This is a genomic window from Acinetobacter guillouiae CIP 63.46 (assembly GCF_000368145.1).
GTDB classification, from domain to species: Bacteria; Pseudomonadota; Gammaproteobacteria; order Pseudomonadales; family Moraxellaceae; genus Acinetobacter; species Acinetobacter guillouiae.
Window position 1 is genome coordinate 2,239,134 of record NZ_KB849283.1, and the last position, 26,830, is coordinate 2,265,963.

Here is a 26,830-nt window from a genome sequence, read left to right on the forward strand (position 1 = left end):
ATTGTTCTCAAATGTTCTAATCATCTAAATAAAGTTATTGCCAAGCGTCTTTAATCCAGTCTGAAGGCAACACATAGCGATACCATTTACCCCCACCACCTGTTACGGCATCAGGTGGATTAATTTCCCCATGGAAAATAATGATTTTGGCATCTTGTGGCTTGACTGGTGGCTTAAAATAAGCAAGCGGTAACTTTTGCAAACAATGGTATTTATAACTCTTACACCAATCTTTTGGCCAGTAGCTGAGTTTCTGCTGCTGATCGACATACCAAGACAGATATTCTTGTTCATTTCGAAATTTATGACTAATTTCTTTAAAGTTTTCACGAAAATAAGGCAAGATGTCAGGAAAAGTGCCCAATTTAAAACGATAAACTGAACTATTGCCTGTCACACGCCAAGGACGTTTCCAGTCGTGAATAATGAGGAATTCACCTGGATAGCTAAAGAAGTCATCAATGTTGTCTACAATGACCACATCAAGATCTAAAAATAATAAATTACCTTTTAAACCATATAAATCAGGTTCAAAAGTCGATAACTTATTCCAACCACGTTCAGGGCTTCCTTCAGGCAATGCTAACGGCGGAATTGGAAAGCATTGAACCTCTGGATTAATACCTTCTGTACGGTCAGTCAAACACACCATTTGGAAATCAATTGTGGTATGTCGTTTGACCATGTTATATAGGCGATTGACATAATCAGCACCATATTTGCTGCCCCACTTCATACACAAAACGATATTCTGTTCTGATTCAACTAAATTCGACTGTAAATTTGATTCATTGACCTGCATGCATCAATCTTCCACCTGAGCAATCCCTATATCATACCATTACCATCGCCAAGTTACTGTATTCGATTGCATATGCTGAACAATTTGTTTCATGAGAATATGCTATGATGCGTTAACAATTTACATTGATCATGATCATTTTAATTGTTCGATATTTTATTGAGCAATCTTTTTTGAATGAACGCTCTGTGAAATTGAATACAACTTTTGCAAGCACATTTTCTATATTAGGTTTTTATGAAAATAGCAGTCGCTGGAACAGGTTACGTTGGCTTATCCAATTCAATGATATTTGCACAACATCATGAAGTTGTTGCAGTAGATATTTTAGAATCTAAGGTTAACTTGCTCAACAATAAAATATCGCCCATTCAAGATGCGGATATTTCATTATTTTTAAAAGAAAAATCATTAAATTTTACAGCCACGACAGATTATCAAGCAGCTTATCGCAATGCAGATTTTGTGATTATTGCGACCCCAACGGATTACGACACCAAAACCAATTATTTTAATACGCAAAGTGTCGAAAGCGTGGTTCAGCAAGTCTTAGAGGTCAACCCAAATGCAGTGATGGTGATTAAATCAACTGTCCCTGTCGGCTTTACCAAGAGCTTAAAAGAAAAATTCCACACTGAAAATATTATCTTTTCTCCAGAATTTTTACGTGAAGGAAAGGCATTGCATGACAATTTGTACCCTTCCCGTATTATTGTTGGGGAAAAATCTGATCGCGCAAAACTATTTGCTGACTTATTGATCGAAGGCGCCATCAAAAAAGACAGCCCTGTTTTATTTACTGACGCAACTGAAGCTGAAGCAATTAAGTTATTTGCCAATACCTATCTCGCTATGCGCGTTGCCTATTTCAATGAACTGGATACCTATGCGCAAATTTTTGGTTTAGATACTCATCAAATTATTGATGGTGTTTGTCTAGATCAACGTATTGGTAACCACTATAACAATCCGTCATTTGGTTATGGTGGCTATTGCCTACCCAAAGACACCAAACAACTTTTAGCTAACTATAATCACGTTCCAAGTAATTTGATTCAAGCCATTGTTGACTCAAACAGTACGCGTAAAGACTTTATCGCAGACTCAGTGATTGCACGTAATCCCAATAAAGTTGGTATTTATCGCCTAGTGATGAAAAGTGGTTCAGATAATTTTAGAGCGTCCGCAATCCAAGGTGTGATGAAACGCATCAAAGCCAAGGGAATTGAAGTGATTGTCTATGAACCAACTTTACAAGAAGATGAGTTCTTTAAGTCCAAAGTCGTCAATGATTTAGAACAATTTAAACAGCAAAGTGACGTGATTATTGCCAATCGGGTTTCTAATGACTTAAGTGATGTATTAGATAAAGTCTATACACGAGATATTTTCGGAGCAGATGAATGAAAGTCCTCGTCACAGGTGCAGCAGGTTTTATTGGCTTCAATGTTGCAAAAAAACTTTTAGAGCGTGGTGATGATGTTGTCGGCTTTGACAATATGAATGATTACTATGATCCCGCATTAAAACAAGCCCGATTAGCAGTTCTTAGGGATACAGCGGCACAAACCCAGCAAACGTTCACTTTTATTCATGCCAACCTTGCTGATAAAGCAATCGTTGATCAATGTTTTCAAGATCATCAATTTGATCGGGTGATTCATTTGGCTGCACAAGCTGGTGTCCGTTACTCATTAGAAAATCCATTGAGTTATGTCGAAAGTAATTTAATTGGCTTTACCAATATTATTGAAGCATGCCGTTATGCCAAAACGCCACATTTAACCTATGCCAGTACCAGTAGTGTTTATGGCGCGAATACCACCATGCCATTTAGTGAAAAACATGGTGTTAACCATCCTGTGCAGTTCTATGCGGCAACCAAACGTGCCAATGAACTCATGGCGCACAGTTATAGCCATCTCTTCAATTTACCGACAACAGGCTTACGCTTTTTTACTGTCTATGGTCCTTGGGGCCGTCCAGACATGGCTTTGTTTAAGTTCACCAAGAACATTATTGAAGACCAACCTATTCCTGTATTCAATCACGGCAACCATACCCGTGATTTCACTTTTATTTCAGATATTGTGGAAGGTGTGATTCGTTCAAGTGATCAAATTGCGCAACCTGATCCAAACTGGGACAGCAAAAATCCAGATCCATCGACCAGTTATGCGCCTTTCCGTATTTTCAATATCGGCAATAACAATCCAGTAAAATTGATTGAATATATTCATGCCATTGAAAAAGCTTTAGGCAAAGAAGCAATTTTAGAATTACTTCCATTACAACCGGGCGATGTGCCAGATACTTTTGCGGATAGTAGTGCTTTAGAACAGATGGTGGGGTACAAACCGTCTGTATCTGTTGACGATGGTGTTAAGCAATTCGTAGATTGGTATCGAGATTTTTATCGAGTTTAAAGATTAATTTTAGCATTTGAGTTTTTCTTTGAATTCTTTCAACACTCAAATCTAAGCACAAAAAAAGGATTCCACTAGGAATCCTTTTTAGCATTCAGCCACTTATTTTACATAAGTCAGCCAATGTGCATATTTTGGATCTTTACCTTGAACAGCATCAAAGAATGCTTTCTGAATCTTCTCAGTAATCGGACCACGTGCACCTGAACCAATTTCACGATCATCATATTCACGGATCGGCGTCACTTCAGCAGCAGTCCCAGTAAAGAATGCTTCATCACCAATATAGAATTCATCACGGGTAATACGACGTTCAACAACTTCAATACCCATATCTTTCGCAATGGTGATAATCGTTTGACGCGTAATCCCATCCAATGCACCGCCAGCAATATCTGGTGTATGTAATACACCGTCTTTGACTAAGAATACATTTTCACCTGAACCTTGGCATACATAACCTTGAGGGTCCATAAGCATTGCTTCATCATAACCAGAATGCGCCACTTCTTGGTGTGCAAGAATAGACAAGGTATAGTTACCTGAAGCCTTGGCTTTACACATAGTCACGTTAGGGTGATGGTGCGTAAATGATGAAGTTTTAACACGAATACCTTTTGCCATTGCTTCATCGCCAAGGTAAGCACCCCAGCTCCATGCAGCAACTGTCGCATGAATGGTATTATCAGTTGCAGCGATACCTAATTTTTCCGAACCAATGAAAATAATTGGGCGTAAATAGCATGACGCCAATTTATTTTCACGGACAACATCAATTTGAGCTTGTTCAAGAGTTGCTTGATCAAATGGAACTTTCATTTGATAAATTTTTGCAGAATTTAACAAACGTTTTGTATGGTCTTGGAGACGGAAAATCGCAGTACCGTTAGGTGTTTCATAAGCACGGACACCCTCAAAAACACCCATACTATAATGTAATGTATGAGTTAAGACGTGAATTTTAGCTTCACGCCAATCAACCATTTGTCCATCTTGCCAAATAAAACCATCACGATCAGCCAAATTCATGGCGCACACTCCAAATTTTTACACAATTATTCACTTTCCAAAGCGAAACTCGCTGTTGGATCAATTAATCTTTGCCATAACTTGCAAACGACCTCTCGGGTATCGTGCCAATCCGCAGCACTCACTTGCATATTATGATTTGCAAGTGCCAAACGGTGGCTCTCGGCGCGTTCACTGAGATAAGCTTGAATCAATGCGGATACATCGTCGCTGGATAAGCAACCTGCCTTTGCGGCATCTTCAAGGATTCGTACGTTGTCGGAATAATGGGCGAGATCAGGATTCGTCCCACTCCAGGCTAATACGACATACTGTGCCATAAATTCGATGTCAACGATACCACCTGCATCCTGTTTTAGATGAAAAATTCCATCTTTTTTCTGATCTTTTGAGGAACCCAAATGATCTTTCATCTTCTGACGCATGTTCAAGACTTCTTTGCGAACTGTCTCTTCTTCTCTCGGTAATGTGAGAACCCTGCAACGTAATTCTTCAAATTTTGCTCTTAGGCTTTGCTCACCTGCGATTGAGCGTGCTCGAACAATTGCTTGATGTTCCCACAACCAGGCACTTTTGAGTTGGTACTGTTCAAATGCTTTTAAACTGGTGACCAATAAGCCTGCTTCACCAGATGGGCGTAAACGGGTATCAATTTCATAGACTCGACCATCTAAAGTTTGTGTGGTCATCAGAGACATAAACTTCTGCGCAACACGCATGGCAAATTCAAAACCGCTAATGGCCTTTTGACCATCGGTATCTGCTTGCTCATCCATATAATGAATAAAAACCAGATCAAGGTCTGAACCATAGCCCAGTTCAATGCCGCCTACTTTGCCATAACCAATCACAGCATAGGCCATGTGGTCTAATGAACAACGTAAGCCTTCTGCATCGACAGGATAACCATGACGCTTGGCAACCGTCTGATAAGCCAAATTTAATGTCGCAATCACAGAAACTTCTGCAATATCTGTTAAAGCATCCGAAACTTTCATCAATGGGCTTTCTGCCAGTACATCACTTGCGGCAACGGTAAGCACATTGGATTTTTTAAATAAGCGCAATACTCGCATTTGATCTTCAACTTGATCGATTTCAATACGTAATAATTGCTGGCGTAGCGAATCTTCCAAATAATCTCGTCGAGGCAGTTCAAAATCCATGGATAAAAACTCATCCAGCAGAACTGGATAATGTGTCAATTCCTCACAAATCCATGGACTGACTGTGGCCATTTTGACCAAACGTTGCAGCGCCCCTTTGCTTTCAATCAGCATCACCAAATACACGGTACGGCGCATTACAGATTCGACCAACGGCATCAATCGCATTAAAGCCACTTGCGGACTATTCGACTGTAAAACCGCTTCAACCAAATGCGGCCAAAATTCTTTTAAACGCTGTACAGCTTTAGCAGGCAGCTTCTTGATTGCATGACCATACCAAAACTCATGAATCAGATTTTGTGCATTACTGTCTAAGATCTCATTGAGCTGGCTTTCCAGCTGACTAAAACTTTCAATTGGAGAATCTAGCCCTTTTTCTTTAATCAAATGCTCAAATTGAAACGTTACTTTGCTGCGCTTTTGGTTGAGAAAATCAATAAAAGCAGCCCAATCATCAAAACCCAAGGTATCAATTATTCGCTGACGAAGTTCAGGTTCTGTCGGTAAAGATTGTGTTTGCTGGTCATTCAAAGCTTGAATAGCATGCTCTACACGTCGTAAGAATAGATAAGCATCTTCAAGATCCTCAACGGATTGATGATCGAGTAATCCCGCCTCACCCAAATGTTTTAGGCTAACAAGGCATTGGCGGTCTTGTAACTCTAATTTTGCTCCGCCATAAATCAGCTGAAAAACCTGCACAATAAATTCAACTTCACGAATACCACCAGCGCCCAGCTTAATATCATCTGCAATGTTACGCCGAGCCACCTCTCGTTCAATCATGGCTTTCATTTCACGCATGGCTTCAAAAGCGGTGTAATCTACATATTTACGAAAAACGAATGGGCGGGTCATGTCCAATAAACTATCACCGTCTTGTCCACCCGTGATAATACGTGCCTTAATCCATGCATAACGTTCCCACTCACGCCCATGCTGACTTAAATATTTTTCTAAAGCCACATGACTTATTGCCAGTGCTGAACCATCCCCCCAAGGACGTAAACGCATATCCACACGGAATACAAAACCATCTGCAGTAATATGATCCAATAAATAGATCAGTTTTTGCCCCCACAAGATGCAAAATTGCTGTACATCAATACACTTACGACCATTACTTTCACCTTGTTCATCAAAGGCAAAAATCAGGTCAATATCACTAGATAAGTTCAGCTCTTGTGCCCCAAGCTTGCCCATCCCAATGACGATCAAATCTTGAAGCTTGCCGTTATAACCCATCGGTTCGCCATGTTTTGCCAGCAAAGGAATTCGGGCAAAATCTTTTGCTGCAACGATACAGGCATCTGCAAAATCAGACAGTTCTCGTGTTAACTTCACCACATTGGTCAGTTGGTTGGCATCTTGCCAAATCCAACGAAACATTAAGCGTGCACGAAGAATACGTAAGACTTTCATCCATGTATTTTCATCTTGAATATTGACTAAATGATCGTAAACGAGTTGTTGAATTTGTGCTGTACTGAGCGATTGTTGAAATTGATCAATTGCATAATCATGTTCTAAAGTGGCTTGATGTAGACTTAATACTTGTTCTGCATACTGACTTGCATGTAATGTTTTTTGCAATTGCTCAATGTTCATTGAAAAGCCTGTACTTATGTTTTATCAGCTTATTTATAGCAGTTTGCTTTACATTTAGGGAGGTTTTTGTACTTTTCTTAAAAAACAAAGCTCAAAAAACCACCACTCACAATCAATCTAAATTGTTCAAATATAAAATTATGAAATTTTTATTTTATCTTGCTTGATTTCAGGACAAACCAAAGTTTGATGGGTGTTTTTTGCAGCAGGTAAAGCAACAATAAAAGTCGTTCCCTCACCTGTTTTAGAGCTTACAGAGATTTTTCCATGATTGAGATCCACAAACCGTTTACATAGAACCAGCCCTAAACCTGTTCCTCGCTCCCCAATGGTACCTTTTATACTGGCTTTGATCTGTGGTTCAAACAGTTGCTCAATTTGCGGCTGCGTCATTCCCAAACCAGTATCATGAATAATAATTTCTATATTTTTCCCTACGGGGTGCGCAACAATGGAAACTTTTCCAGAACCATCAGTACGGGTAAATTTTAAGGCATTAGAAACCAGGTTTTGAATCACCGAGGTCACCATATTCATATCTGCAAAAACGCTTAAATCCTCAGCAACATTTTCAATCAGTTGTATATTTTTATTGACTGCCAAAGGCTTAAGCACATCGTAAACGATCTTTGTGGTCTGTTTTAATTTAAAATTAATCGGATGATAAACAAAGCGCCCACCTTCTGCCATCGCCCAATTGAGCAAGTTTTCAAGTAGGGAATAAGTTGATTGCAAGGTATCATGCAGATAATCTGCAATATCCTGTATACCATCATCAGTTAATGTTTCTCGCTCGTTTGCTAAAACATCCGAAAAGCCAATTAACCCATGAAACGGCGCACGTAAATCATGTGCAATGACTTGGAAAAACTTGGTCTTACTAAAATTTAAAGCGCGTTCTTGTTCATATAACTCATAATAATCTTGAGATTCAGATTTACGCGCTAAAATCGTCACCAAACCTGAGCTAAGCTCTTCTAATAAAGCCTGCTGTTTGCTTGTAAATCGTGTATCTTTATCATCATAAAAATAAACATGTGCAATAGAATCATCATCTTCTAACTTAAAGTCATAGCACAATAAGCGTTGGTGTTTGATTCCAATTTCAGCCATGTATTGCGAGAATTTTTCATAATTTTTATGGGCTTCTGAAACGATGAGCTGATTGCCAAAATACGGCGATAAACTCAATTTATGCGGAACTGACGCAGCTTTGAAATCACCGCCTTCATTTGCAACCCAAATATAAGGCTCGTTATGAAAAGTAAAAAAAGCATTTTCCACATTGAGAACGGCACGCGCTACACGTAAATAGCGTTCAATTTTATTATTTGAGGTATAGACCCCTAAAATCAGCGAAAGTCGACAAGCACTGAGCTGTTCGGTCTGATGAGCTTCTAAGAATTCTAATTTCATGTTTACCTCATTTGCACTTTCAGTTAACACGTTAGTTATTTAAATCGCCCACTTTTAAATATCAATTGCTTCCAAACACATCAAAACTTAAGACAGATTGCAAAACACAGCTTTGGAAGAGCACTTACAAATGTTCACATAAAACAATATAACAGCAATACAATCAAATAAAAACAATGGGGTGAAAATTTCGATAAATTTCACATTTTTTTCAACATGAGCAATCAGTTACAACCTTATATATTTTTATGATTTGAATAGAAAAAACTAAGCATTTTATAAAAGCCAATGGTTTAAAACATGGTGATCAAATTAATAAATTAGATATCAACCTATTGGCGTCTATAGCCAAGTTTAGGGATGCAGAAGTCGCTGTAAAAGACAAAATAGTAAAATTTGGCATCAACCAGAGCAAGGATATACCTTGAATGAGTCAGGAAATACGTTATTTTTAATTTATTAAAAAGAGTATTTCAAATAAATAAACCACACCATACAAGATCATAAAAATCAGAGATAGCAGAGTTAAATTTAAAATGAATTTGAGTATTTTATACGTCTTGAAATGCTTTTCACGAAATTGTATTGAATACTGTCTAAATGGCGCAAAAAATTTAAAAATCGCACTATACAGCCCTCTTTTATCTTCAGGCGTGTTTGGAACAACGGTACCTTTGACAAGAATACGATAAGCACTGTTAAAAATTCGTCCGAATATGTTCATCGGACGATCAACATCACACATCAGAATTAAACGCGCTGAATTTGCTGTGTTATATGCAAAATGTGGATAGGTTTCATCAAAGACAAAATCTTTACCATCAAACCAAGTACGGGTTTGCCCATCAATATTAATTTGGCAATTTTCAACGTTAGGTGTCAGCAAACCGAGATGATATCTAAAACTACTACCGATAGGATCTGCGTGTAAGCTCAGTTCAGAACCTGCTGGTAACAGTGAAAACATGGCACCGCGAATAGCAGGAACTTGATTAAGTAATGCCAATGTCTTGGGACATAATCTTTGCGCAGAAACATGCGATGTTCCATACCATTTTAAGTAAAATTTACTCCAACCACGTTTGTAAAAAGTGCGAAAACCAACATCATAATAACCGTCTGCTCCAGGTGTCTTGATCACTTCAAACACACCTGATGACTCTAATGCTATAGCCTCATCTCTAATAATTGTCCAATTGGCTCTAAGCACTTCAATATTTTCCAAAAAATCAGCATCTAATATTGGCTTTTTTGCAAAACTGCGTGTCGTCATATAAAGAACACAATTAAATGGTGCAAATATAGGCCAGCTTTTTCTTAAATATTGTGAGAGTGAGTCATAACGTGCTTTTCCTCGCCAACGGTATACATAAGTCATGGCTGCTATCGAATACACGATTAAACCAATGATGATCATAATACTTAGATTCATTATAATTTTACTCCGATTATGATTTCTGTATCCTCATGGTGTGTCCTTGATTTTCCTTAAATAAAACTAATCTTCTTTACTAGATAAGCCGCACTGAGATCATTTAATTATTTTTCAAAATAGCGGGAAAAATAAAATATTTTCAAATTATTTAAAATACTTTTAACTATAACTAATTAATTTTCCTATAGGCAAGAAATATGTATACCTTTGGTTAAGTTTTAAATGATTGAAATTAAAAATATTAACTGTCGTTGTTAAGTGATCAGGTGCTATTTATCGCATACTGATATTTATTATAAAAATGCGTCATTAAAGAGCGATCGGTGGAACACTAGAAATTACGTAATTTTAATTAAGCATCGAAACCATCATTTAAATGCCAATCTATTAATTGCGTCATACTGATCAAAATCAGTTTTTTCTTTTTTAAAGCATTCGCGTTGTTATTGGGTTTCTTAGTTTTTGATAGCACTAATTTCAGACAATAAAAAAGCCCTCAAGTCTAAATATGCTTGAAGGCTTTCCATAATATATGGTCCCGAGGGTCGGACTCGAACCGACACGTCATCGCTGACAGTGGATTTTGAGTCCACCGCGTCTACCAATTTCACCACCTCGGGAGAGGTTGTGTGCGTATAATAGCGCGTTTCATTTTCTTGTCAACGACAAGTTTTCACATTTGTTTAATTTTAAGGCAGTTCTGGTTTTTTTGGATTATAAAACATCAATTTCAGCCATTAATTTGAAAAACGACTATACTAGCGGCAGTTTTTAAATCCCAAATGTCAGTTTTTCTTCCTCATGATGCAACTCTCCGATTTTAATTTCGAACTTCCCGACGAACTCATTGCGCGCTACCCACTTGAAACACGTAGCGCTTCTCGCCTTTTACATCTCAATGCAGATGGTTCATACCAAGATCTTCACTTCACCGATGTTTTTGATTTATTCAATGAAGGTGATTTATTGGTACTCAATGATACCAAAGTGATGAAAGCACGTTTAAAAGGTAAACGCGCCTCAGGGGGGGCTATTGAAGTTTTGGTTGAGCGTATTTTTGATCAGACCATTGCACATTGTCATATCAAAGCCAGCAATTCGCCTAAAGCAGGTGCTGAATTATTTATTGGCAAAGATGAAGTCAAAGTGACAGTAACAGGCCGTCATGAAAACTTATTTGTGGTGGAGTTTTCACAGCCTATTTTGCAAGTTTTAGATTTATATGGACAATTGCCTATACCGCCTTACTTTAACCGTGAAGCAGAAGCCATTGACACAGAACGTTATCAAACCGTGTTTAACGATCCAACCAAATTGGCCAGCGTAGCAGCACCGACAGCAAGTTTGCACTTTGACCAAGCCCTATTAGAAAAATTAGAGCAAAAAGGCGTAAATAAAGCTTTTGTAACCTTGCATGTGGGTGCTGGAACATTCTTACCCGTACGTACAGATCAGATCGAAAATCACATCATGCACAGTGAATGGTGTGATGTGCCTGAAGCAACTGCAAAATTGATTCAAGAAACCAAAGCACGTGGCAACAAAGTAATTGCCGTCGGAACGACAGCAACACGTGCCTTAGAAAGTGCAGCGCAAGCGTCTGGGGGGAAAATTGCCACATGGACAGGCGATACACAAATCTTTATCTATCCAGGGTATCAGTTCTGTGTGGTTGATCGCTTGATCACCAACTTTCATTTACCTGAATCTACCTTGTTAATGTTGGTATCTGCATTATCCAACCGTGACAATATTATGAACGCATATCAACATGCTGTTGCAAGCAAATATCGTTTCTTTAGTTATGGCGATGCAATGCTGATTGAAAACGCAAATGGCTAAGGTCTAACGAAGCGCAGCCTATTTAAAAGTTATTGCTTAGTCAGACTACCAATATGCAAAGTGTGGTTTAAACACGACACTTTGCATTCAAAATCATTTTTTCGTTACAATCAGGCATCTAAGCACTTGCCACAATAATGAATAAAGATGAATGATTTACTGACAAAAATTCAAAATGCCTTTAGTCAACAACACGCAAATAATGGCAAGACTCAGCACAATATCCATGCGATCAATCAGTTACTCTCTTCAAATCAAGATTTTGAACAGATCATTGCAAGCTTAAAGAATTGGCAAGATGATCCGAGTCTGTCTATTCAAAATTATACTTTTTGGCTTTTTATCGCGATTGCGATTGGCTTATTTGTACTGGCTATTTTTACCCACCCGATACTCTTACTGGTTGCGGGTGCAAGTGTGGCTTTTGCTTTCTATAAACGCACTTCGACAAAAGCCCTCAATCAATTGGTTGAAGATGCTCATCAAAAGAACCTCGAAGCAAAATATCAAATCCGCTTCTATCCCAATGCCTTCGATGAAAATATTGAGTCTCCCTATAATTTCCCGTTATTTGGTTTAGGGGATCATGAAAATACCATTGGTCATTGCATTTATGGCGCTTGGCAGGTCAACGGTATCAACTATCCATATATGCTGTTTAATTATCATTATGTGGATGAAGTCGAAACTCGTGATTCAGAAGACAAGAAAAAGACTGAATATCGTCATTATGATTTATGGGGGATCATCCTAGAAAACTTCCCTGCTCAAGGTATCAGTATTTCATCTAAACAAAATCGAGCCTGCCGTCTTGGCGTAAAATGGTCGAGTGGAGATATTCGTTTCGACAATCAGTACCAATTAAGTGGCACAAATGAAATGCAACTTGCCAAATTTTTTACACCAAATCATGTATTAATGCTGGATCAAGCCATGGCTTATTTTAAAGGTGATTTTTATGTTCAAGCTCAGCGCCCTTCTTTGTGCTGGCTGTTTAAAACAGATATTACCAAAGCGCAAATGCAAGTCGATAAAGTTCAAACTGTCTATGATTTGGCTGCACAACTTGAAAGCATGAACATGCCTGATTATGAACAGCTTAAAGATTCACTGATCACGATTCTACAAGAAGTCCAGCCTCATTATGGGACAAATAAAGTTGAAAAATAAACAATTTACTTTGTCGATACAATAATTTATCGCATACTTATCAATCTGGAATTCGAACTTTAATACCCTTCAATCATGATTATTTGCTATGCCTATAGAAACCGTTGAGCGATTACTTCACCTACGCACAAGAAAAAATAAACATGTGATGCGCAATATCGCTCGGCTTTGGGAAATTGGACAACAGGCTCAATCTGCACAAGATATTTTAGATGGCTTACATCCGTGGGGAGAATGTAGAGAATTATTTTTTCATAACCTCATCCCCAGACTGCTGTTTATGATTGGGGTACTGACTGCAATTTTTGGTTGGTTGATTCATCACTATATTCCCTACCCACTGAGTCTATTAGCAGCCTTGTTATGCTGTTTTTGCGCTTATTTAATTTATGAGCAAAGTGATCCAATTGATGAAGTCATCAATTTTTTAGAACAGCGCATGATGTTTCTCCGCTACGAATTAGATTTTAATAAAACCCCAAGTCATATCTCCACAACAAGCAATACCTTTTTGGTCATGAGCAAGTTAAAACAAAGTTTTCCATTGTTTTCGCAAGGCAATGTGTTGAATGAGATTGAACAATTTGCATCTACCAAATGGTTTGATGGTGAACAAGAACATCATGTGATGTTGTTTCAGTATCATTATGTCGATGAGTTTTCACTGCCCAATACTCAGGGTGAAAAACAGAAAATTAAGGAAACCCATAAAAACCAATGGGGCGCTTTTATTTTTCAATTACCCGCTCTTGGCTTTGCCGCCAGTAATAAACACCATGAATTTATTCCGCCCTATACCCAAATATGGAAAACTGCGGATATTCTGGTCAATCAAAATTTATATATTTTTGGCTATGATCAACATCAACTTGCCCGTACCATTAGTCCAAGTATCACCTTAAAATTAAGTGATTTTTTTCAACACTATTCAGGTGATATTGTTTATCATTTTGAAGAAAATATGCTGTGCTATATGGGAGATCAAGATCTCTTTCGCATTCGTCGTAAAAAACAAAAGCTTCAGGATATTTCAGCACTTCGTGGACATTTAAGAACATTAACCATGCCTGAATATGAAAAATTTAAACAGTGCATGCTAAACTTGATCTCATAAATCAAAAGGAATAATCAAAATGGGTTTAATCATATTTATTGGGATTTTTATTGTTCTGATCGTTTGGGGTATTCTGGTCAGAAATAACATTGTGCGTTATTTCAATGCGACACAACGCGCATGGGCTGAAGTTGCCAATTTTGAACGCCAGAAAGTAAAAACACTGGAAACTTTAGAGCAAACTTTGGCGCAATATACACAGTTTGAAAAATCAACTTTGGAAAAAGTGACCGAGTTACGTCAGCAAATTTTGAATCTAAATCTAAACAATACCGATGTTTCTCAACTGCAACATGTTGAAAAACTCAATCAAGATTTAATGAAAAGTTTAAATGTGGTGGTTGAAAATTATCCTGAACTCAAAGCGGATACTTTGTATGCAAAAATGATGGATGATATTCAAGAACAAAATGAAAATGTCGGTGCAGCAATCACCATATTTAACCGTAATGTTGAAGAATTTAATAACACCATCGAAATTTTTCCAAACAATATGATCAATACCATTACTTTGGCAAAGAAAACAATTCGTCCATTTTCAGACAATGTGGTCACTCAGAATTTTGATTACAAGCCTAATTTTAACTAAGCTTTACTCTATATTGTTGGAAAAACCCATCCTTCCCAAAGAAATATTGGGAAGGTTCTTTAATCAAACATCACTTGAATAAATACGTAAAAAACAAATAATGACAATGGATTTATCAACAAGCTTGGTAAAAAACAATGGTCAACAATCCAGTCCTTGCATGCGATTAAACTAAAATTTCAAATCGCCTGTAGGATTTAAATCGGGTATAAATTACCAGCAAATAACACCAACAGCATTACTTAGAATTACCAACCCTATGTTGAAACTCTTTTCCCCCTCCCTCTTTCACCTTCTTTTCAAAAACTGGAATGTATTTGAGATTATTTGGCTTTTTAGTTTTATTTTCATCGGCTGTATCATTACCTTAGTTCAACAGGATACATGGTTTAATTTCGTGGTATTACTCAGCGGAATTCTCTGTGTAGTATTAGCAGCAAAAGGCAATATTCTTAACTATAGTTTTGGTTTGTTTAATAGCTGCGCTTATGCATGGATTTGCTATAACAACGGGCTTTATGGCGAAATGGGACTGAATCTCTTATTCTTTGTCCCAACCGCTTTGATCGGCATGCTACTTTGGCAGAAACATACCAAAGAAAAACAATTACAACAGGCCTATACCCTTCGGCAGGCTTATTTGATTTTGATCATCCTGAGCAATATAGGTTGTATTGCGATACTCGGTTATCTGCTTGCCCAAATTCCCACTCAAAATACGCCTTATATAGATGCAACCACCAATATCCTTGCAATCACAGCAACGATTTTAATGCTGCTGCGTTTTAAAGAGCAATGGTGGTTTTATATTACTTTAAATATCTTCAGTATTTTAATGTGGGCGATCCGAACCCTTGATGGTAGTGGTGATGGTGCAATGATGTTATTGATGTGGTCAGCCTTTCTGATCAATGCCATCTATGGCTACTATAACTGGAACAAACTTGCACAAAACCACTCAAACCCATCCTATTGAATTTAAAAACTATGAAAAAAATCGGACTGACACTCGGTAAATATGCACCCTTACATGCAGGTCATATGCATGTATTTGAAACAGCATTACAAGAAGTGGATGAGCTGTATGTTTTGATCTATCAAAGTTCAATTACAAGCATCCCTTTAAACATTCGCGCCCAATGGATCCGAGATTTATTTCCTCAAATTCATGTAATTGAAGCATGGGATGGGCCTGAGGGATATTCCAATGATCGGGCGTTTGAAATAGAACAAGAAAATTACATCATTCAAAAGCTCAATGGCGTGAAAATTTCGCATTTTTATAGTAGTGAATTTTATGGTGAGCATGTCAGCACAGCGCTCAATGCAATTGACCGTAGAGTGGATGAGTCACGTCTACAGGTGCCGATCTCCGCTACAATGATTCGAGCAAATGCCTTTCAAAATCGGAAATTTATCCCCAACTGTGTCTATGCAGATTTGATTAGCAAAGTCGTCTTTGTCGGTGCAATGTCTACAGGCAAGTCGACTCTGGTTGAAGCGCTTGCGAAAAAGTATGCAACAACTTTTGCCCCAGAATATGGGCGTGAATATTGGGAAACTCACCAAGTTGATCGTCGTATCGGTTTTGAAGATTTCAATATTATTGCAGATCGTCATATCGCCTATGAAGATCAGGTCACTTTAGATGCAAACCGTTATTTATTTGTAGATACCAACGCGATAACCACAGCGATGTTTTGTATGGATTATCATGGACGATTACCTGAGCACCTCAAACAACTTGCACTCGAAAATGCACAGCGCTATGACTTATTTTTCTTGTGTGAAGATGATATTGCTTATGACGACACTTGGGATCGTAGCGGCCCCCAAAAAAGAGCTATTTTTCATCAGCAAATTATTGCGGATCTCAAACAACGTCGGATTCCATACATCGCTTTAACAGGAAGTTTAGAACAACGGATTGCCAAGGTTGAACAAGTGCTAAATCAGTTTGATAAATTCAACAATTTTTTTGGATCAGCTTTAAAGCCATGATCAGGAATCGATTATGGCGATTGAGTATATTTGACTCGAAACATATCGCCTAAATCACCATGTGGAAATTTGAATAAAAATTCAGCCATAATCCTGTTTATTTTCAATATAAAAAATGACATTTCGATCATTTTCTGATATTTTCAAACCGCTAAAAAATGACTATTTTTAGAACAAAACGATCAACTTAAAATGATCAACTTAATAAAAAGACAATCTAAAGATTGGAGTAAATCAAATGTTAAAAAAATTATTCATGATGTTATGTCTGTGTTTTCTCTGGCAAGCCCCTGCTCAAGCGAAAGGCCTGTTAGTTTTCAATACAGGCGATGAAATGTTTAAGGTTGGCCCATTTCCACAAGAAGTATTAAGTCAATATGAAGATCTTAAAAGTTTAAATGCAGGATATAAATGTAGTCACTTTGGGATCTTATGGGCAGATGTCAAAACATGGGACTGCACCTTAGTCGGCATGACCGATGCAGAACCAGATACGTTTTATGAATTACCTGATGAAGTCATTTCAACCTTAAGTAAAAATCCTGAATACCAAGAAAATAAAATGCAGCGTAATTTTTGGAATCATTATGGAATATTCATCATGATTCTGGGAGTTATCGCCTTGATCATTATCGGCCGTAAGGCAAAAGACTAATTTTCTATCTTGTCCAAATCTAAGCTAAAAAGCGAACTACAGTTCGCTTTTTAGCAGCATAAAAATAATACCTTGATATTCAAACAATAATTATTCAACGATAAAAAAATGATTCTCGTATCAATCTCTTGATGTTCAAGGTGCTAAATCAATAATTTTAAATTTAACATTATGAAAAACAACATGACTGGTATTCGACCATAAAATCAGGGAAAATAGCCCCCTTTTGCAATTATCAATCAGCGAACTGTTTTTTCGCCAGATTTAGGTTATTTATGAAGTTTGAAAAATTAGGTCAGTCGGGGCGTGCTCGTCGTGGTCGTTTAACTTTAGAACATGGTGTGATTGAAACACCTGTGTTCATGCCTGTGGGAACTTATGGCACAGTTAAAGGCATGTTGCCGCGCGATATCGAAGACATCAAAGCACAAATTATTTTAGGCAATACCTTCCATCTTTATTTACGTCCTGGACTAGATGTTATCCGTGAACACGGCGGTTTGCATGAGTTTATGAAATGGGGCAAACCGATTCTTACTGATTCAGGCGGCTTCCAAGTCTTCAGTCTGGGTGCTATGCGTAAAATCAAAGAAGAAGGGGTTACTTTCCGCTCACCTATCGATGGTTCAAAAGTCTTTTTATCTCCTGAAATTTCAATGGATATTCAACATACATTGAACTCAGATATTGTGATGATTTTTGATGAATGTACGCCATATCCAGCAACCCATGAAGAAGCACAGAAATCGCTTCAACTGTCATTACGTTGGGCGAAGCGTTGTAAAACACAACATCACGATGTTTTAAAAAATAGAAACGCATTGTTTGGAATCATTCAAGGTGGAATGTATGAAGACCTTCGTGAAGAGTCTTTAAACGGTCTTAAAGAAATTGATTTTGATGGCTTTGCGATTGGTGGTTTATCTGTAGGTGAACCAAAAGAAGAAATGATCAAAGTTTTGGATTATCTGCCTGCAAAAATGCCAGAAGATAAACCGCGTTATTTGATGGGTGTGGGTAAACCAGAAGATATCGTTGAAGCAATTCGTCGCGGTGTCGATATGTTCGACTGTGTCATGCCAACTCGAAATGCACGTAATGGTCATTATTTTGTTACCGATGGTCTAGTTCGAATTCGTAACAGCCAATATCGTCATGATCAAAGTCCACTTGATCCACATTGCGACTGTTATACCTGTACCAACTTCACCCGTGCTTATTTATTCCATTTAGAAAAATGTGGTGAAATGCTCGGTTCAATGTTGGGTACGATCCACAATTTACGTTATTACCAACGTTTTACCCAAGATATTCGTGATGCTTTAGATCAGGGAACTTTTGATGAATACGTGACTGATTTCTATCAACGTCGCGGTTTAGAAGTTCCTCCTTGTCCTGCTGACTAATGCCCCAATATAAAGTTGAATTGAAGATTAATTCAACAGTATTTGCGCTGAAACCCAAGACAAGGTAAATTGCTGAACAAGTCAATTTAAAAGCCATGAAAATGGCAGATAATTTTTAACATTAGGAAATTAGAATGAGCTTATTTATTTCTTCTGCTCACGCTGCAGCAGCGCCTGCACAAGGCCCAGGCATGATGGCAAACATATTGATGATTGTAGTATTTGTTGCAATCTTTTATTTTCTCATCTGGCGTCCTCAAGCAAAACGTGCAAAAGAACACCGTACTTTAATCGAAAGCTTAGGTGTTGGCAGTGAAATTGTCTTTGCAGGCGGCTTAATGGGTCGTATCCTAAAAATTGATGGCGACTTTGCAGTGGTTGAATTAAGCAAAGGAAATGAAGTCAAAGTTCAACGTGCAAGTGTTATTTCAGTACTCCCTGAAGGCACATTAAATAACCTTTAATCATAAAACGGTCGTGCACTTAGCACGACTTTTTCATTTTAAGAAGAAAGCGAATGCGTTACCCTGCATGGAAATATATATTGATTCTAGTGGTACTAGTGATCAGTACATTATATGCGCTGCCGAGTTTGTATCCTGACGAACCTGCTGTTCAAATTTCTGGTGCCAAGGCTGGTACCACAATTGATCAGTCTGTCATACAAAAAGCAGAGCAAATTTTAAAAAGTGAAAATATTAGCAGTCATGATAATACCTTCACCAACAATGCTGCCCTTCTGCGTTTAAATACGTCTGAAGCACAGTTAAAAGCAAAAGATGTCCTCAGCAAAGGTTTGGGTGAGAACTATACCGTTGCATTAAACCTTGCACCAACCACACCTGAGTGGTTGCAAAAAATTGGCGCTAAGCCAATGAAGCTCGGTTTGGACTTACGTGGTGGTGTTCATTTCTTACTTGAAGTAGATATGGACAAAGCTATTGCACAACGTATGGAAACCTCAGCAACAGACTTACGTCGTGAGTTCCGTGACAATAAGATTAAATTTAATAGTCTTTCATTGAACAACAATACCATTACGATTCAGTTTGCAAATAATGATGACCGTGCAGCGGTAATGGACTTTTTACGTCGTGATGGGAATAAGTTCAATCAACAAGCTTTAGCAACGGATACTGGTTCTACGCTTAAGTTGACCTATAACGATGCGACCAAGCAAGACATTCAATCTTACGCACTTAACCAAAACTTAACGACTTTACGTAACCGTATTAATGAGTTAGGTGTGGCTGAAGCATTGGTACAAAGCCAAGGTAGCAACCGTATTGTGGTTGAATTGCCTGGTGTACAGGATACTGCCGAAGCTAAACGTGTCTTGGGGCGTACTGCAAACCTAGAATTCCGTTTAGTGTCTGATTTAAATGATCAATATATTGACCGTTTCACAGGTAAATATAATGGTCAACCTTTACCGCCAGGTACTGAAGTTTTTGCTTACGAATCTTTGGACAGTGGTCGTGAACTGTTATTAAATCGCAGCCGTATTCTTACTGGTGAACGTGTACAAAATGCATCAAGTGGTTTTAGCCAAGATAGCGGTGGTGCTGAAGTAAATATTACTTTAGATACTGCTGGTGGTAAGTTGATGTCAGACGCAACCCGTACTGCTGTTGGCAAACGTATGGCGGTTTTGTTTATTGAAAATAAACAAAAAATCACCTCTGTTGCTGATCCAGTTACAGGTGCGATGACAGAAGTTCGCACACCATATACTGAATCTGTGGTGATCAATGCTGCAAATATTCAAGCTGTTTTAGGTTCATCTTTCCGTATTACCGGTTTAGATTCTCCTCAAGAAGCGGCTGAACTTGCATTGATGTTACGTGCTGGTGCTTTAGCTGCACCAATGTACTTTGTAGAAGAACGAGTTGTTGGTCCAAGTTTGGGGCAAGAAAACATCGATAAAGGCGTATTATCAACTCAAGTTGGTTTCCTGCTTGTTGCAATCTGGATGATCGTGTTCTTCCGTCTATTTGGTTTAATTGCTGATGTAGCATTAGTGATTAACTTGGCAATGCTTCTCACCATCATGTCTTGGATCGGGGCTTCACTGACCTTGCCAGGTATTGCAGGTATCGTAATCACCATTGGTATGGCGGTCGATGCCAACGTACTGATCTGTGAGCGAATACGAGAAGAAATGCGCTGGGGGGCCTCGCCCAAACAGGCCATTATTGCTGGTTATGATCGAGCCTATAACACCATTCTCGACTCAAACTTAACCACATTCTTGGTTGCATTTATTCTGTTTGCTATTGGTACAGGTCCGATCAAAGGCTTCGCTGTAACGCTGATGATTGGTATTATTTGCTCAATGTTTACTGCAATTACAGTAACACGTGCAATTGTTCAATTGGTGTATGGCAGAAAACGTAACTTGAATAAGTTGAGCATATAGGAGATCGAAGATGACTGATGTGACTCAACCGAAAAAGAAATATGGTCGCCCTGATGATGAGCATGTAATTAATTTCATGAAGATTGCCAAACCAGCGGCAATCATCTCAATCCTTTTGACCATTGCAAGTATCTTCTTTATTGCAACCAAAGGCTTAAATCTTGGTTTAGATTTTACTGGTGGTGTTTCTGCAGAATTGAACTATCAATATGCGGCAAAACCAGCAGACGTGATTTCCAATTTGGATAAAGCTGGCTTTAAAGATGCAGTTGTACAAACATTAGGTTCAAATAAAGACTTAATTGTACGTATGCCTGCGCAAGACCTTAAAGTTGAAGACTTAAGCAATACCATCACCAAAGCGGTTCAACTGCCGAATAACACTGCTGTTGTTCATAAGGTTGACTCTGTCGGTGGTCAAGTCGGTAATGAGCTATATTTACGCTCTGCAGGTGCTGTAGCGCTTGCAATGCTACTTATGCTGATCTACGTGACCATTCGCTTTGAGTTTAAACTTGCAGTTGGTGCAGTGCTTTCATTACTGCACGATGTGATCGTAACGATTGGTATTTTTGCAATGATGCAATGGCCATTTGACCTTACTGTTTTAGCGGCTATTCTTGCCTTAATCGGCTTCTCGTTAAACGATAACATTGTTGTATCGGATCGTATCCGTGAAAACTTCCGTAAGATTCGTGGCGCGACACCGTTAGAAATTGTGAATATTGCCTTAACTGAAACCTTAAAACGTACTATTCATACCTCGATGACATTATTGCTGGTTGTACTTGCAATGATGTTCTTGGGTGGTGATGGTTTACACTGGTTCTCAGTTGCTATGTTTATTGGTGTATTTGTAGGTACGTATTCTTCAATCTATATCGGTACTGCATTTGCATTGTGGCGTGGTCTTAATCGTCAAGACTTTATCGTACAAGTTAAACCTGAATTTGAAGATGAAGAGCATATTCCTCATTAAGTTTCAGTTTTAATTAAAAAAGCTCATCTTTGGATGGGCTTTTTTATGTTTAAAATTTAACATCACAATGTAAAGAAATCATTCTATTCATAAGATATCACTCTGCCCCACTATTCAGCATCTGTTGATTTACATCATATAGCGATGTCAATACAGAATAGGTATACGAGGTAAATTGTGACTACTGAGCATAATATTTTGCAGTTGGATAATACTTGGTCTTTTCCTTCCATTTTCCATTGACCAGATTACGATCTGTAACCTCAACTTGATCACCTTTTGGTGAGGTTGCATCCTCAATAAACTCTCGAACCAGCAATAAACCTTTTCTAGGTATAACTTGATACTCAGAACGAATATGGTAGCAACAGCCACTTTTATTAAAGGTGATGATGCGTTTGCGCTTTTTGTCTAGCTCAAACATGCCTAAATTTTCTTGAGTGAGTGCAGACAGTTCCTGACTCAAAACAAATTTATTCTTGCTTTGATTAAACACATAAATGTCATACACAGGACCGCCATAAGAACCATAGTTACCATTTCTAATCGCGAGGTCTTCTGTTCCATCGAAGTTAAAATCATCAAAAATCAAAGGGCTTTGTTCGTCATAAAGCTGTATAACATTAACACTCGGTTTAAACTTTTCATCCAAATACATAGTCAGGTCATCAGAGTGAAATGCTTGAAATACCGCTTTACTGCCCTTTTTAAATAGCTTTACTTCGGCCTTTGCCCCACATTCATCTTTTTCACATGCAATATCAATTACGGCATCATAGTGTTTCGAGCCATCTTGAATTTGAAAAACTTGTGCATGCGTTATAGACAAGGAAAATGCCAAATAGATGCCTAAGCTTTTACAGATTATTTTAAATGGTTGATTCATCATTTTTTATTCAGTCGGTTTTTATCAAAATCATAGCATTAAAATTGCTTAAATAAAAAACCGCCCGAAGGCGGTTAGGCTCCCTCCTTTATCAAAGGAGGGTTGGGGTGGATTTAATCCGATAACGGCTTAGTGCCCACCATCATTGATTGCTTTTGTCATCTCTTCAACAACTTTCTTGGCATCACCAAAGATCATCATGGTTTTGTCATTGTAGAATAAGTCATTGTCTAAACCTGCATAACCTGTTGCCATAGAGCGCTTGATTACCATAATGGTACGTGCTTTATGTGCTTCAAGAATCGGCATACCATAAATTGGTGAAGTTGGATCATCTTTAGCCGCAGGGTTAACAACGTCATTCGCACCAATCACCAGTACAACATCAGTCGCAGGGAAATCAGAGTTGATCTCATCCATTTCCAAGATGTCTTCATAAGCAACATCAGCTTCAGCCAACAATACGTTCATATGACCAGGCATACGACCCGCAACTGGATGGATTGCAAAACGAACCGTTACACCTTGCTCTTTCAAGATTTCACACAATTCTTTCACTGCATTTTGTGCACGACCTTGCGCCATACCATAACCCGGTACAATCACAACGCTGTCAGCATTTGACATCAAGAAGCCAGCATCATCCGCAGAACCAGAACGGTAATTACGTTGAACTTGCTCACCTTTATCAACCGATGCTACAGCCGTACCACCCATCGCACCACCAAACAATACATTGATGATTGAACGGTTCATTGCTTTACACATGATGTAAGACAGAATCGCACCTGATGAACCCACCAGTGAACCCGCAACAATCAGCATGTTGTTTTCAAGTGTGAAACCAATACCTGCCGCAGCCCAACCAGAGAATGAGTTCAGTAGCGAAACCACCACTGGCATATCACCGCCACCAACTGGTGCAATCCAAACCCAACCAAATGCCAATGCCAGTGCAGTCATTGCCCAGAATGCTTGCATGTTACCTGTGGTAAAGAAGTACACACCACACGCCAGCATAGCCAGGAAAATGATCGCTTGAACAGGTTTAACCCAAGCACCTGAAATGGTTTTTGCCCATTTCTTTGCAGCTAACTTACCATAAGCAAATACAGATGCAGTAAAGGTAATCGCACCTACGAAACAACCTACGAATAATTCAAATAAATGAACTTTACTCATATGCGCATGCTGTACACCAGCAGCGGTTAAAGCAGATTCGTTTTGCGCAAACAAAGCAGTCAGTTGGTTATTATGTAAAATTGCAGCAATCGCAATCAGTACCGCAGCCAAACCTACAAGTGAGTGCATCAATGCTACTGTTTCTGGCATTTGTGTCATTGGAACTGTACGTGCACGCGCAATACCGACAATTGCACCCAACACCATTGCACCACCAATCATCCATACAACAGGATGATCTGCAACAAAGAATGTGGTGATTACCGCAATCGCCATGGCAATCATACCGTAACGGTTACCAGCAATCGCAGTTTTAGGACCTGAAAGACCACGTAACGTTAAGATAAAAAGGACAGCACCGACAAGGTAGAACCAATCTGCATATTCTCGAATGATTTCCATAGATTAGCCCTCTTTTTTCTTTTGTTTTGGCTTAAACATTTCAAGCATACGTGCAGTCACTGCGAAGCCACCAAAAATGTTAATACTTGCCAAGAACACTGCAATTGCACCAAGTACACTAACAACATTCACGGACTGGAATTGTACACTTGCGTCTACAACACCAGGAATTCCAACAGTTTGTATCATCGCACCTACAACGATAATTGAGGACAATGCATTGGTTACTGCCATTAACGGCGTATGCAATGCAGGTGTGACACCCCAAACCACGTAGTAACCAACAAAGATGGCTAAGACGAAAATAGTAATAGTTTCAACCATGATGACTCTCCTTAACCACGCTTCAGCAGTACTTGACCGCCATGAGTTACTAGAAGTGCTTTTTGAATTTCGTCTTGTTGATTGATGGCAAAGTTTTTCTCTTGATCAAACAAAGTTTCTACGAAATTGAAAACATTACGTGCATACAGTGCCGAAGCTTCTGTCGATACTGTAGAAGGAATATTTGGAATACCTAAAATCGTCACGCCATTGTCAGTGACAACATTTTCACCATTCTTAGAACCTTCAACGTTGCCACCTGATTCAACTGCCATATCTAGGATGATTGAACCTGGTTTCATTTTGGCAACAGTTTCAGCTTTGATTAAGCGAGGTGCATCACGACCTGGCAACAACGCAGTAGTAATCACGATGTCTGCATTTGACACGGCTTTATCTACGATGATGGCTTGGTCTTGAATATATTGCTCGCCTGGCATCCAGCCATAACCATTTTTAGCGGCATCGGCAGCTTTTTGTTTTTCTTCATCAGACATCGGCACATCTAACCACTTACCACCAAGCGATTCGACTTGGTCACGTGCAGTTGGACGTAAATCTGTTGCTTCAACAACTGCGCCTAAGCGTTTAGCAGTTGCAATGGCTTGAAGACCTGCGACACCCACACCCATAATCACGATACGAGCGGGTTTCACAGTACCTGCAGCGGTCATCAGCATTGGGAACATACGTTGATATTCCGCAGCGGCCAATAACACCGACTTATAACCTGCTAGGTTGGCTTGAGAAGACAATACATCCATATTTTGCGCACGAGACAGTGTTCGTGGCAAAAGCTCTAACGCAAATGCAGACACTTGTTGTGACGCAAATTGGTCAAGTTCAGTATTACGGTATGGGTCAAACATAGCTACCACAGCTGTTCCAGCGGCAAGCTTTTGAATTTCCTCACCTTGTGGTGCACGAACTTTCAAAATAATTTGACTACCTGTATAGGCATCATCTGTAATTTTAGCGCCGACTTGTTCATAAGCACTGTCAATATAAGCCGCTTTTTTACCAGCGCCTCGTTCAATGACAATACTATGACCAGCACTAATCAACTTTTTTACTGTCTCTGGCGTAGCGGCTACGCGGTTTTCACCGACGACAGATTCTTTTGGGATTCCAATCTGCATGAGCGTTCCTCAAGCTAATTTTTCTTCAAGTAAACATCGTAAATAACCCGATGTTTCCCCCAGATGCGTTGTTATGAATTTTTGGATTCTAATTGAACTTTTTTAAAATACCACCCAATATTTATTTAATAAATACCCATATTTTGAACTGATGATTCATAAATATAATTGTGCGACATACCCTATATTCAATTTATTGTATTTTTCTCGTATTATCCTGCTCAGTTTTTTTGACATATCCTGTCTCCAATTTTTAAAAACGATGTTTTTTTAAGCTTATTAGCATATTTTAGGCTGCTCACCCTACCCTACTGATTGGCATTTACAGCAGTATGATTCACTTTTAAGCATTCCAGCTTGCTGCTTAAATACTCCATAAAACAATAGATTTAGCACAAAAACCAACATCCCTATTGACCTTTCTGACAAATTACATGGTTTTTTTATCAGCTTATATTGGCCTTTTCTATCATTTTTTCCGTCAAAAATGTAAGTCGGTTTTTATTACATTTTTTAATTTCATTAATAAAAAAAAGTACTTGGAATAACCATTAGAATCACCCTAGAACTGAGTCTAAAGCAATTACAAAAAATTTTAGTTTTTTTTTATTTGCCATTTTGTCAGTTAATAATACTCGAATAGCTTGAACCAACCATTACGATGTTGCACCTTTTTTGTGCAAAAAATAGCATATTGAATTTGAGCAGTTTATAAACAAGGATTTCAAGGTTGATTTTTATACAATTTTTATTTCAATCTATTTAAATGCTACTTAAATCCACACAAAAAGAAGTAAGCAAGTGTGTTTTATATTCCTTTTATTGCGCCAATTCATT

Annotated in this window: 22 protein-coding genes and 1 tRNA gene; 13 read left to right on the forward strand and 10 right to left on the reverse strand. The window is 38.5% G+C overall.

The window, feature by feature from the left end; genetic code table 11:
• Positions 1-34 precede the first annotated feature (34 nt).
• A complete protein-coding gene (locus F981_RS15500; protein WP_004723130.1) occupies positions 35-802 on the reverse strand; it encodes a hypothetical protein in 768 nt (255 codons plus the stop codon).
• Between the two features lie 237 nt (positions 803-1,039).
• Here F981_RS15500 and F981_RS15505 point away from each other — a divergent pair, with 237 nt between their 5' ends.
• A complete protein-coding gene (locus F981_RS15505) occupies positions 1,040-2,209 on the forward strand; it encodes a nucleotide sugar dehydrogenase (RefSeq protein WP_004723131.1) in 1,170 nt (389 codons plus the stop codon).
• A complete protein-coding gene (locus F981_RS15510; protein ID WP_004723134.1) occupies positions 2,206-3,228 on the forward strand; it encodes an NAD-dependent epimerase in 1,023 nt (340 codons plus the stop codon). Before F981_RS15505 ends, F981_RS15510 begins: the two co-directional genes overlap by 4 nt.
• A gap of 102 nt (positions 3,229-3,330) precedes the next feature.
• Here F981_RS15510 and F981_RS15515 read toward each other — a convergent pair whose 3' ends face one another.
• The 5 genes from F981_RS15515 to F981_RS15535 form a co-directional block, all read right to left on the reverse strand.
• Complete coding sequence (locus F981_RS15515) at positions 3,331-4,257, reverse strand: branched-chain amino acid transaminase (RefSeq protein WP_004723137.1); 927 nt, start codon at positions 4,255-4,257, stop codon at positions 3,331-3,333.
• 26 nt (positions 4,258-4,283) lie between these two features.
• Complete coding sequence (gene glnE, locus F981_RS15520) at positions 4,284-7,034, reverse strand: bifunctional [glutamate--ammonia ligase]-adenylyl-L-tyrosine phosphorylase/[glutamate--ammonia-ligase] adenylyltransferase (RefSeq protein WP_004723138.1); 2,751 nt, start codon at positions 7,032-7,034, stop codon at positions 4,284-4,286.
• Positions 7,035-7,172: 138 nt separating this feature from the next.
• Positions 7,173-8,450, reverse strand: a complete 1,278-nt coding sequence (locus tag F981_RS15525; RefSeq protein ID WP_004723141.1) for a sensor histidine kinase — start codon at positions 8,448-8,450, stop codon at positions 7,173-7,175.
• Between the two features lie 451 nt (positions 8,451-8,901).
• Complete coding sequence (locus tag F981_RS15530) at positions 8,902-9,882, reverse strand: aspartyl/asparaginyl beta-hydroxylase domain-containing protein (protein ID WP_004723142.1); 981 nt, start codon at positions 9,880-9,882, stop codon at positions 8,902-8,904.
• Positions 9,883-10,418: 536 nt separating this feature from the next.
• Positions 10,419-10,505 (reverse strand) — tRNA-Leu (locus F981_RS15535).
• Positions 10,506-10,689: 184 nt separating this feature from the next.
• Between F981_RS15535 and queA the strand changes: the two genes are divergently transcribed.
• The 11 genes from queA to secF all read left to right on the forward strand — a co-directional run bounded on the left by queA (position 10,690) and on the right by secF (position 22,060).
• A complete protein-coding gene (gene queA / locus F981_RS15540) occupies positions 10,690-11,727 on the forward strand; it encodes a tRNA preQ1(34) S-adenosylmethionine ribosyltransferase-isomerase QueA (RefSeq protein WP_035372233.1) in 1,038 nt (345 codons plus the stop codon).
• Between the two features lie 147 nt (positions 11,728-11,874).
• Positions 11,875-12,897 carry a hypothetical protein gene (locus F981_RS15545; protein WP_004723144.1) on the forward strand — a complete coding sequence of 341 codons (1,023 nt, stop codon included), beginning with the start codon at positions 11,875-11,877 and terminating at the stop codon, positions 12,895-12,897.
• An 88-nt stretch (positions 12,898-12,985) separates the two neighbouring features.
• Positions 12,986-14,011, forward strand: a complete 1,026-nt coding sequence (locus F981_RS15550) for a hypothetical protein (protein ID WP_004723145.1) — start codon at positions 12,986-12,988, stop codon at positions 14,009-14,011.
• A 19-nt stretch (positions 14,012-14,030) separates the two neighbouring features.
• Positions 14,031-14,600, forward strand: a complete 570-nt coding sequence (locus tag F981_RS15555; RefSeq protein ID WP_004723147.1) for a LemA family protein — start codon at positions 14,031-14,033, stop codon at positions 14,598-14,600.
• 259 nt (positions 14,601-14,859) lie between these two features.
• Positions 14,860-15,576 carry a nicotinamide riboside transporter PnuC gene (gene pnuC / locus F981_RS15560; protein WP_004723150.1) on the forward strand — a complete coding sequence of 239 codons (717 nt, stop codon included), beginning with the start codon at positions 14,860-14,862 and terminating at the stop codon, positions 15,574-15,576.
• 11 nt (positions 15,577-15,587) lie between these two features.
• A complete protein-coding gene (locus tag F981_RS15565; RefSeq protein WP_004723151.1) occupies positions 15,588-16,601 on the forward strand; it encodes an AAA family ATPase in 1,014 nt (337 codons plus the stop codon).
• 238 nt (positions 16,602-16,839) lie between these two features.
• Complete coding sequence (locus F981_RS15570; protein ID WP_004723153.1) at positions 16,840-17,256, forward strand: hypothetical protein; 417 nt, start codon at positions 16,840-16,842, stop codon at positions 17,254-17,256.
• A 275-nt stretch (positions 17,257-17,531) separates the two neighbouring features.
• Entirely contained in the window at positions 17,532-18,662 is a 1,131-nt protein-coding gene (gene tgt, locus F981_RS15575) for a tRNA guanosine(34) transglycosylase Tgt (RefSeq protein ID WP_004723155.1), read from the forward strand.
• A 134-nt stretch (positions 18,663-18,796) separates the two neighbouring features.
• Positions 18,797-19,126: a preprotein translocase subunit YajC gene (gene yajC, locus F981_RS15580; RefSeq protein ID WP_004723156.1), complete on the forward strand. Its 330-nt coding sequence runs from the start codon at positions 18,797-18,799 to the stop codon at positions 19,124-19,126.
• A 53-nt stretch (positions 19,127-19,179) separates the two neighbouring features.
• Entirely contained in the window at positions 19,180-21,081 is a 1,902-nt protein-coding gene (gene secD / locus F981_RS15585) for a protein translocase subunit SecD (protein WP_004723158.1), read from the forward strand.
• Between the two features lie 10 nt (positions 21,082-21,091).
• Positions 21,092-22,060 carry a protein translocase subunit SecF gene (gene secF / locus F981_RS15590; RefSeq protein ID WP_004723159.1) on the forward strand — a complete coding sequence of 323 codons (969 nt, stop codon included), beginning with the start codon at positions 21,092-21,094 and terminating at the stop codon, positions 22,058-22,060.
• 181 nt (positions 22,061-22,241) lie between these two features.
• Here secF and F981_RS15595 read toward each other — a convergent pair whose 3' ends face one another.
• The 4 genes from F981_RS15595 to F981_RS15610 form a co-directional block, all read right to left on the reverse strand.
• Positions 22,242-22,949 (reverse strand): XAC2610-related protein, encoded by a 708-nt coding sequence (locus tag F981_RS15595; RefSeq protein ID WP_004723162.1) that lies wholly within the window; start codon positions 22,947-22,949, stop codon positions 22,242-22,244.
• 126 nt (positions 22,950-23,075) lie between these two features.
• Positions 23,076-24,530, reverse strand: coding sequence for an NAD(P)(+) transhydrogenase (Re/Si-specific) subunit beta (locus F981_RS15600; RefSeq protein WP_004723163.1), 1,455 nt, complete (start codon positions 24,528-24,530; stop codon positions 23,076-23,078).
• Between the two features lie 3 nt (positions 24,531-24,533).
• Complete coding sequence (locus tag F981_RS15605; protein ID WP_004723166.1) at positions 24,534-24,854, reverse strand: proton-translocating transhydrogenase family protein; 321 nt, start codon at positions 24,852-24,854, stop codon at positions 24,534-24,536.
• 11 nt (positions 24,855-24,865) lie between these two features.
• Positions 24,866-25,993 carry a Re/Si-specific NAD(P)(+) transhydrogenase subunit alpha gene (locus F981_RS15610; protein ID WP_004723168.1) on the reverse strand — a complete coding sequence of 376 codons (1,128 nt, stop codon included), beginning with the start codon at positions 25,991-25,993 and terminating at the stop codon, positions 24,866-24,868.
• Positions 25,994-26,830: the final 837 nt, after the last annotated feature.

Coding starts and splice junctions, on each gene's coding strand:
- F981_RS15500 (WP_004723130.1), bottom strand. CDS start 802: ATGCAGGTCAATGAATCAAATTTACAGTCGAATTTAGTTGAATCAGAA.
- F981_RS15505 (WP_004723131.1), top strand. CDS start 1,040: ATGAAAATAGCAGTCGCTGGAACAGGTTACGTTGGCTTATCCAATTCA.
- F981_RS15510 (WP_004723134.1), top strand. CDS start 2,206: ATGAAAGTCCTCGTCACAGGTGCAGCAGGTTTTATTGGCTTCAATGTT.
- F981_RS15515 (WP_004723137.1), bottom strand. CDS start 4,257: ATGAATTTGGCTGATCGTGATGGTTTTATTTGGCAAGATGGACAAATG.
- glnE (WP_004723138.1), bottom strand. CDS start 7,034: ATGAACATTGAGCAATTGCAAAAAACATTACATGCAAGTCAGTATGCA.
- F981_RS15525 (WP_004723141.1), bottom strand. CDS start 8,450: ATGAAATTAGAATTCTTAGAAGCTCATCAGACCGAACAGCTCAGTGCT.
- F981_RS15530 (WP_004723142.1), bottom strand. CDS start 9,882: ATGAATCTAAGTATTATGATCATCATTGGTTTAATCGTGTATTCGATA.
- queA (WP_035372233.1), top strand. CDS start 10,690: ATGCAACTCTCCGATTTTAATTTCGAACTTCCCGACGAACTCATTGCG.
- F981_RS15545 (WP_004723144.1), top strand. CDS start 11,875: ATGAATGATTTACTGACAAAAATTCAAAATGCCTTTAGTCAACAACAC.
- F981_RS15550 (WP_004723145.1), top strand. CDS start 12,986: ATGCCTATAGAAACCGTTGAGCGATTACTTCACCTACGCACAAGAAAA.
- F981_RS15555 (WP_004723147.1), top strand. CDS start 14,031: ATGGGTTTAATCATATTTATTGGGATTTTTATTGTTCTGATCGTTTGG.
- pnuC (WP_004723150.1), top strand. CDS start 14,860: ATGTTGAAACTCTTTTCCCCCTCCCTCTTTCACCTTCTTTTCAAAAAC.
- F981_RS15565 (WP_004723151.1), top strand. CDS start 15,588: ATGAAAAAAATCGGACTGACACTCGGTAAATATGCACCCTTACATGCA.
- F981_RS15570 (WP_004723153.1), top strand. CDS start 16,840: ATGTTAAAAAAATTATTCATGATGTTATGTCTGTGTTTTCTCTGGCAA.
- tgt (WP_004723155.1), top strand. CDS start 17,532: ATGAAGTTTGAAAAATTAGGTCAGTCGGGGCGTGCTCGTCGTGGTCGT.
- yajC (WP_004723156.1), top strand. CDS start 18,797: ATGAGCTTATTTATTTCTTCTGCTCACGCTGCAGCAGCGCCTGCACAA.
- secD (WP_004723158.1), top strand. CDS start 19,180: ATGCGTTACCCTGCATGGAAATATATATTGATTCTAGTGGTACTAGTG.
- secF (WP_004723159.1), top strand. CDS start 21,092: ATGACTGATGTGACTCAACCGAAAAAGAAATATGGTCGCCCTGATGAT.
- F981_RS15595 (WP_004723162.1), bottom strand. CDS start 22,949: ATGATGAATCAACCATTTAAAATAATCTGTAAAAGCTTAGGCATCTAT.
- F981_RS15600 (WP_004723163.1), bottom strand. CDS start 24,530: ATGGAAATCATTCGAGAATATGCAGATTGGTTCTACCTTGTCGGTGCT.
- F981_RS15605 (WP_004723166.1), bottom strand. CDS start 24,854: ATGGTTGAAACTATTACTATTTTCGTCTTAGCCATCTTTGTTGGTTAC.
- F981_RS15610 (WP_004723168.1), bottom strand. CDS start 25,993: ATGCAGATTGGAATCCCAAAAGAATCTGTCGTCGGTGAAAACCGCGTA.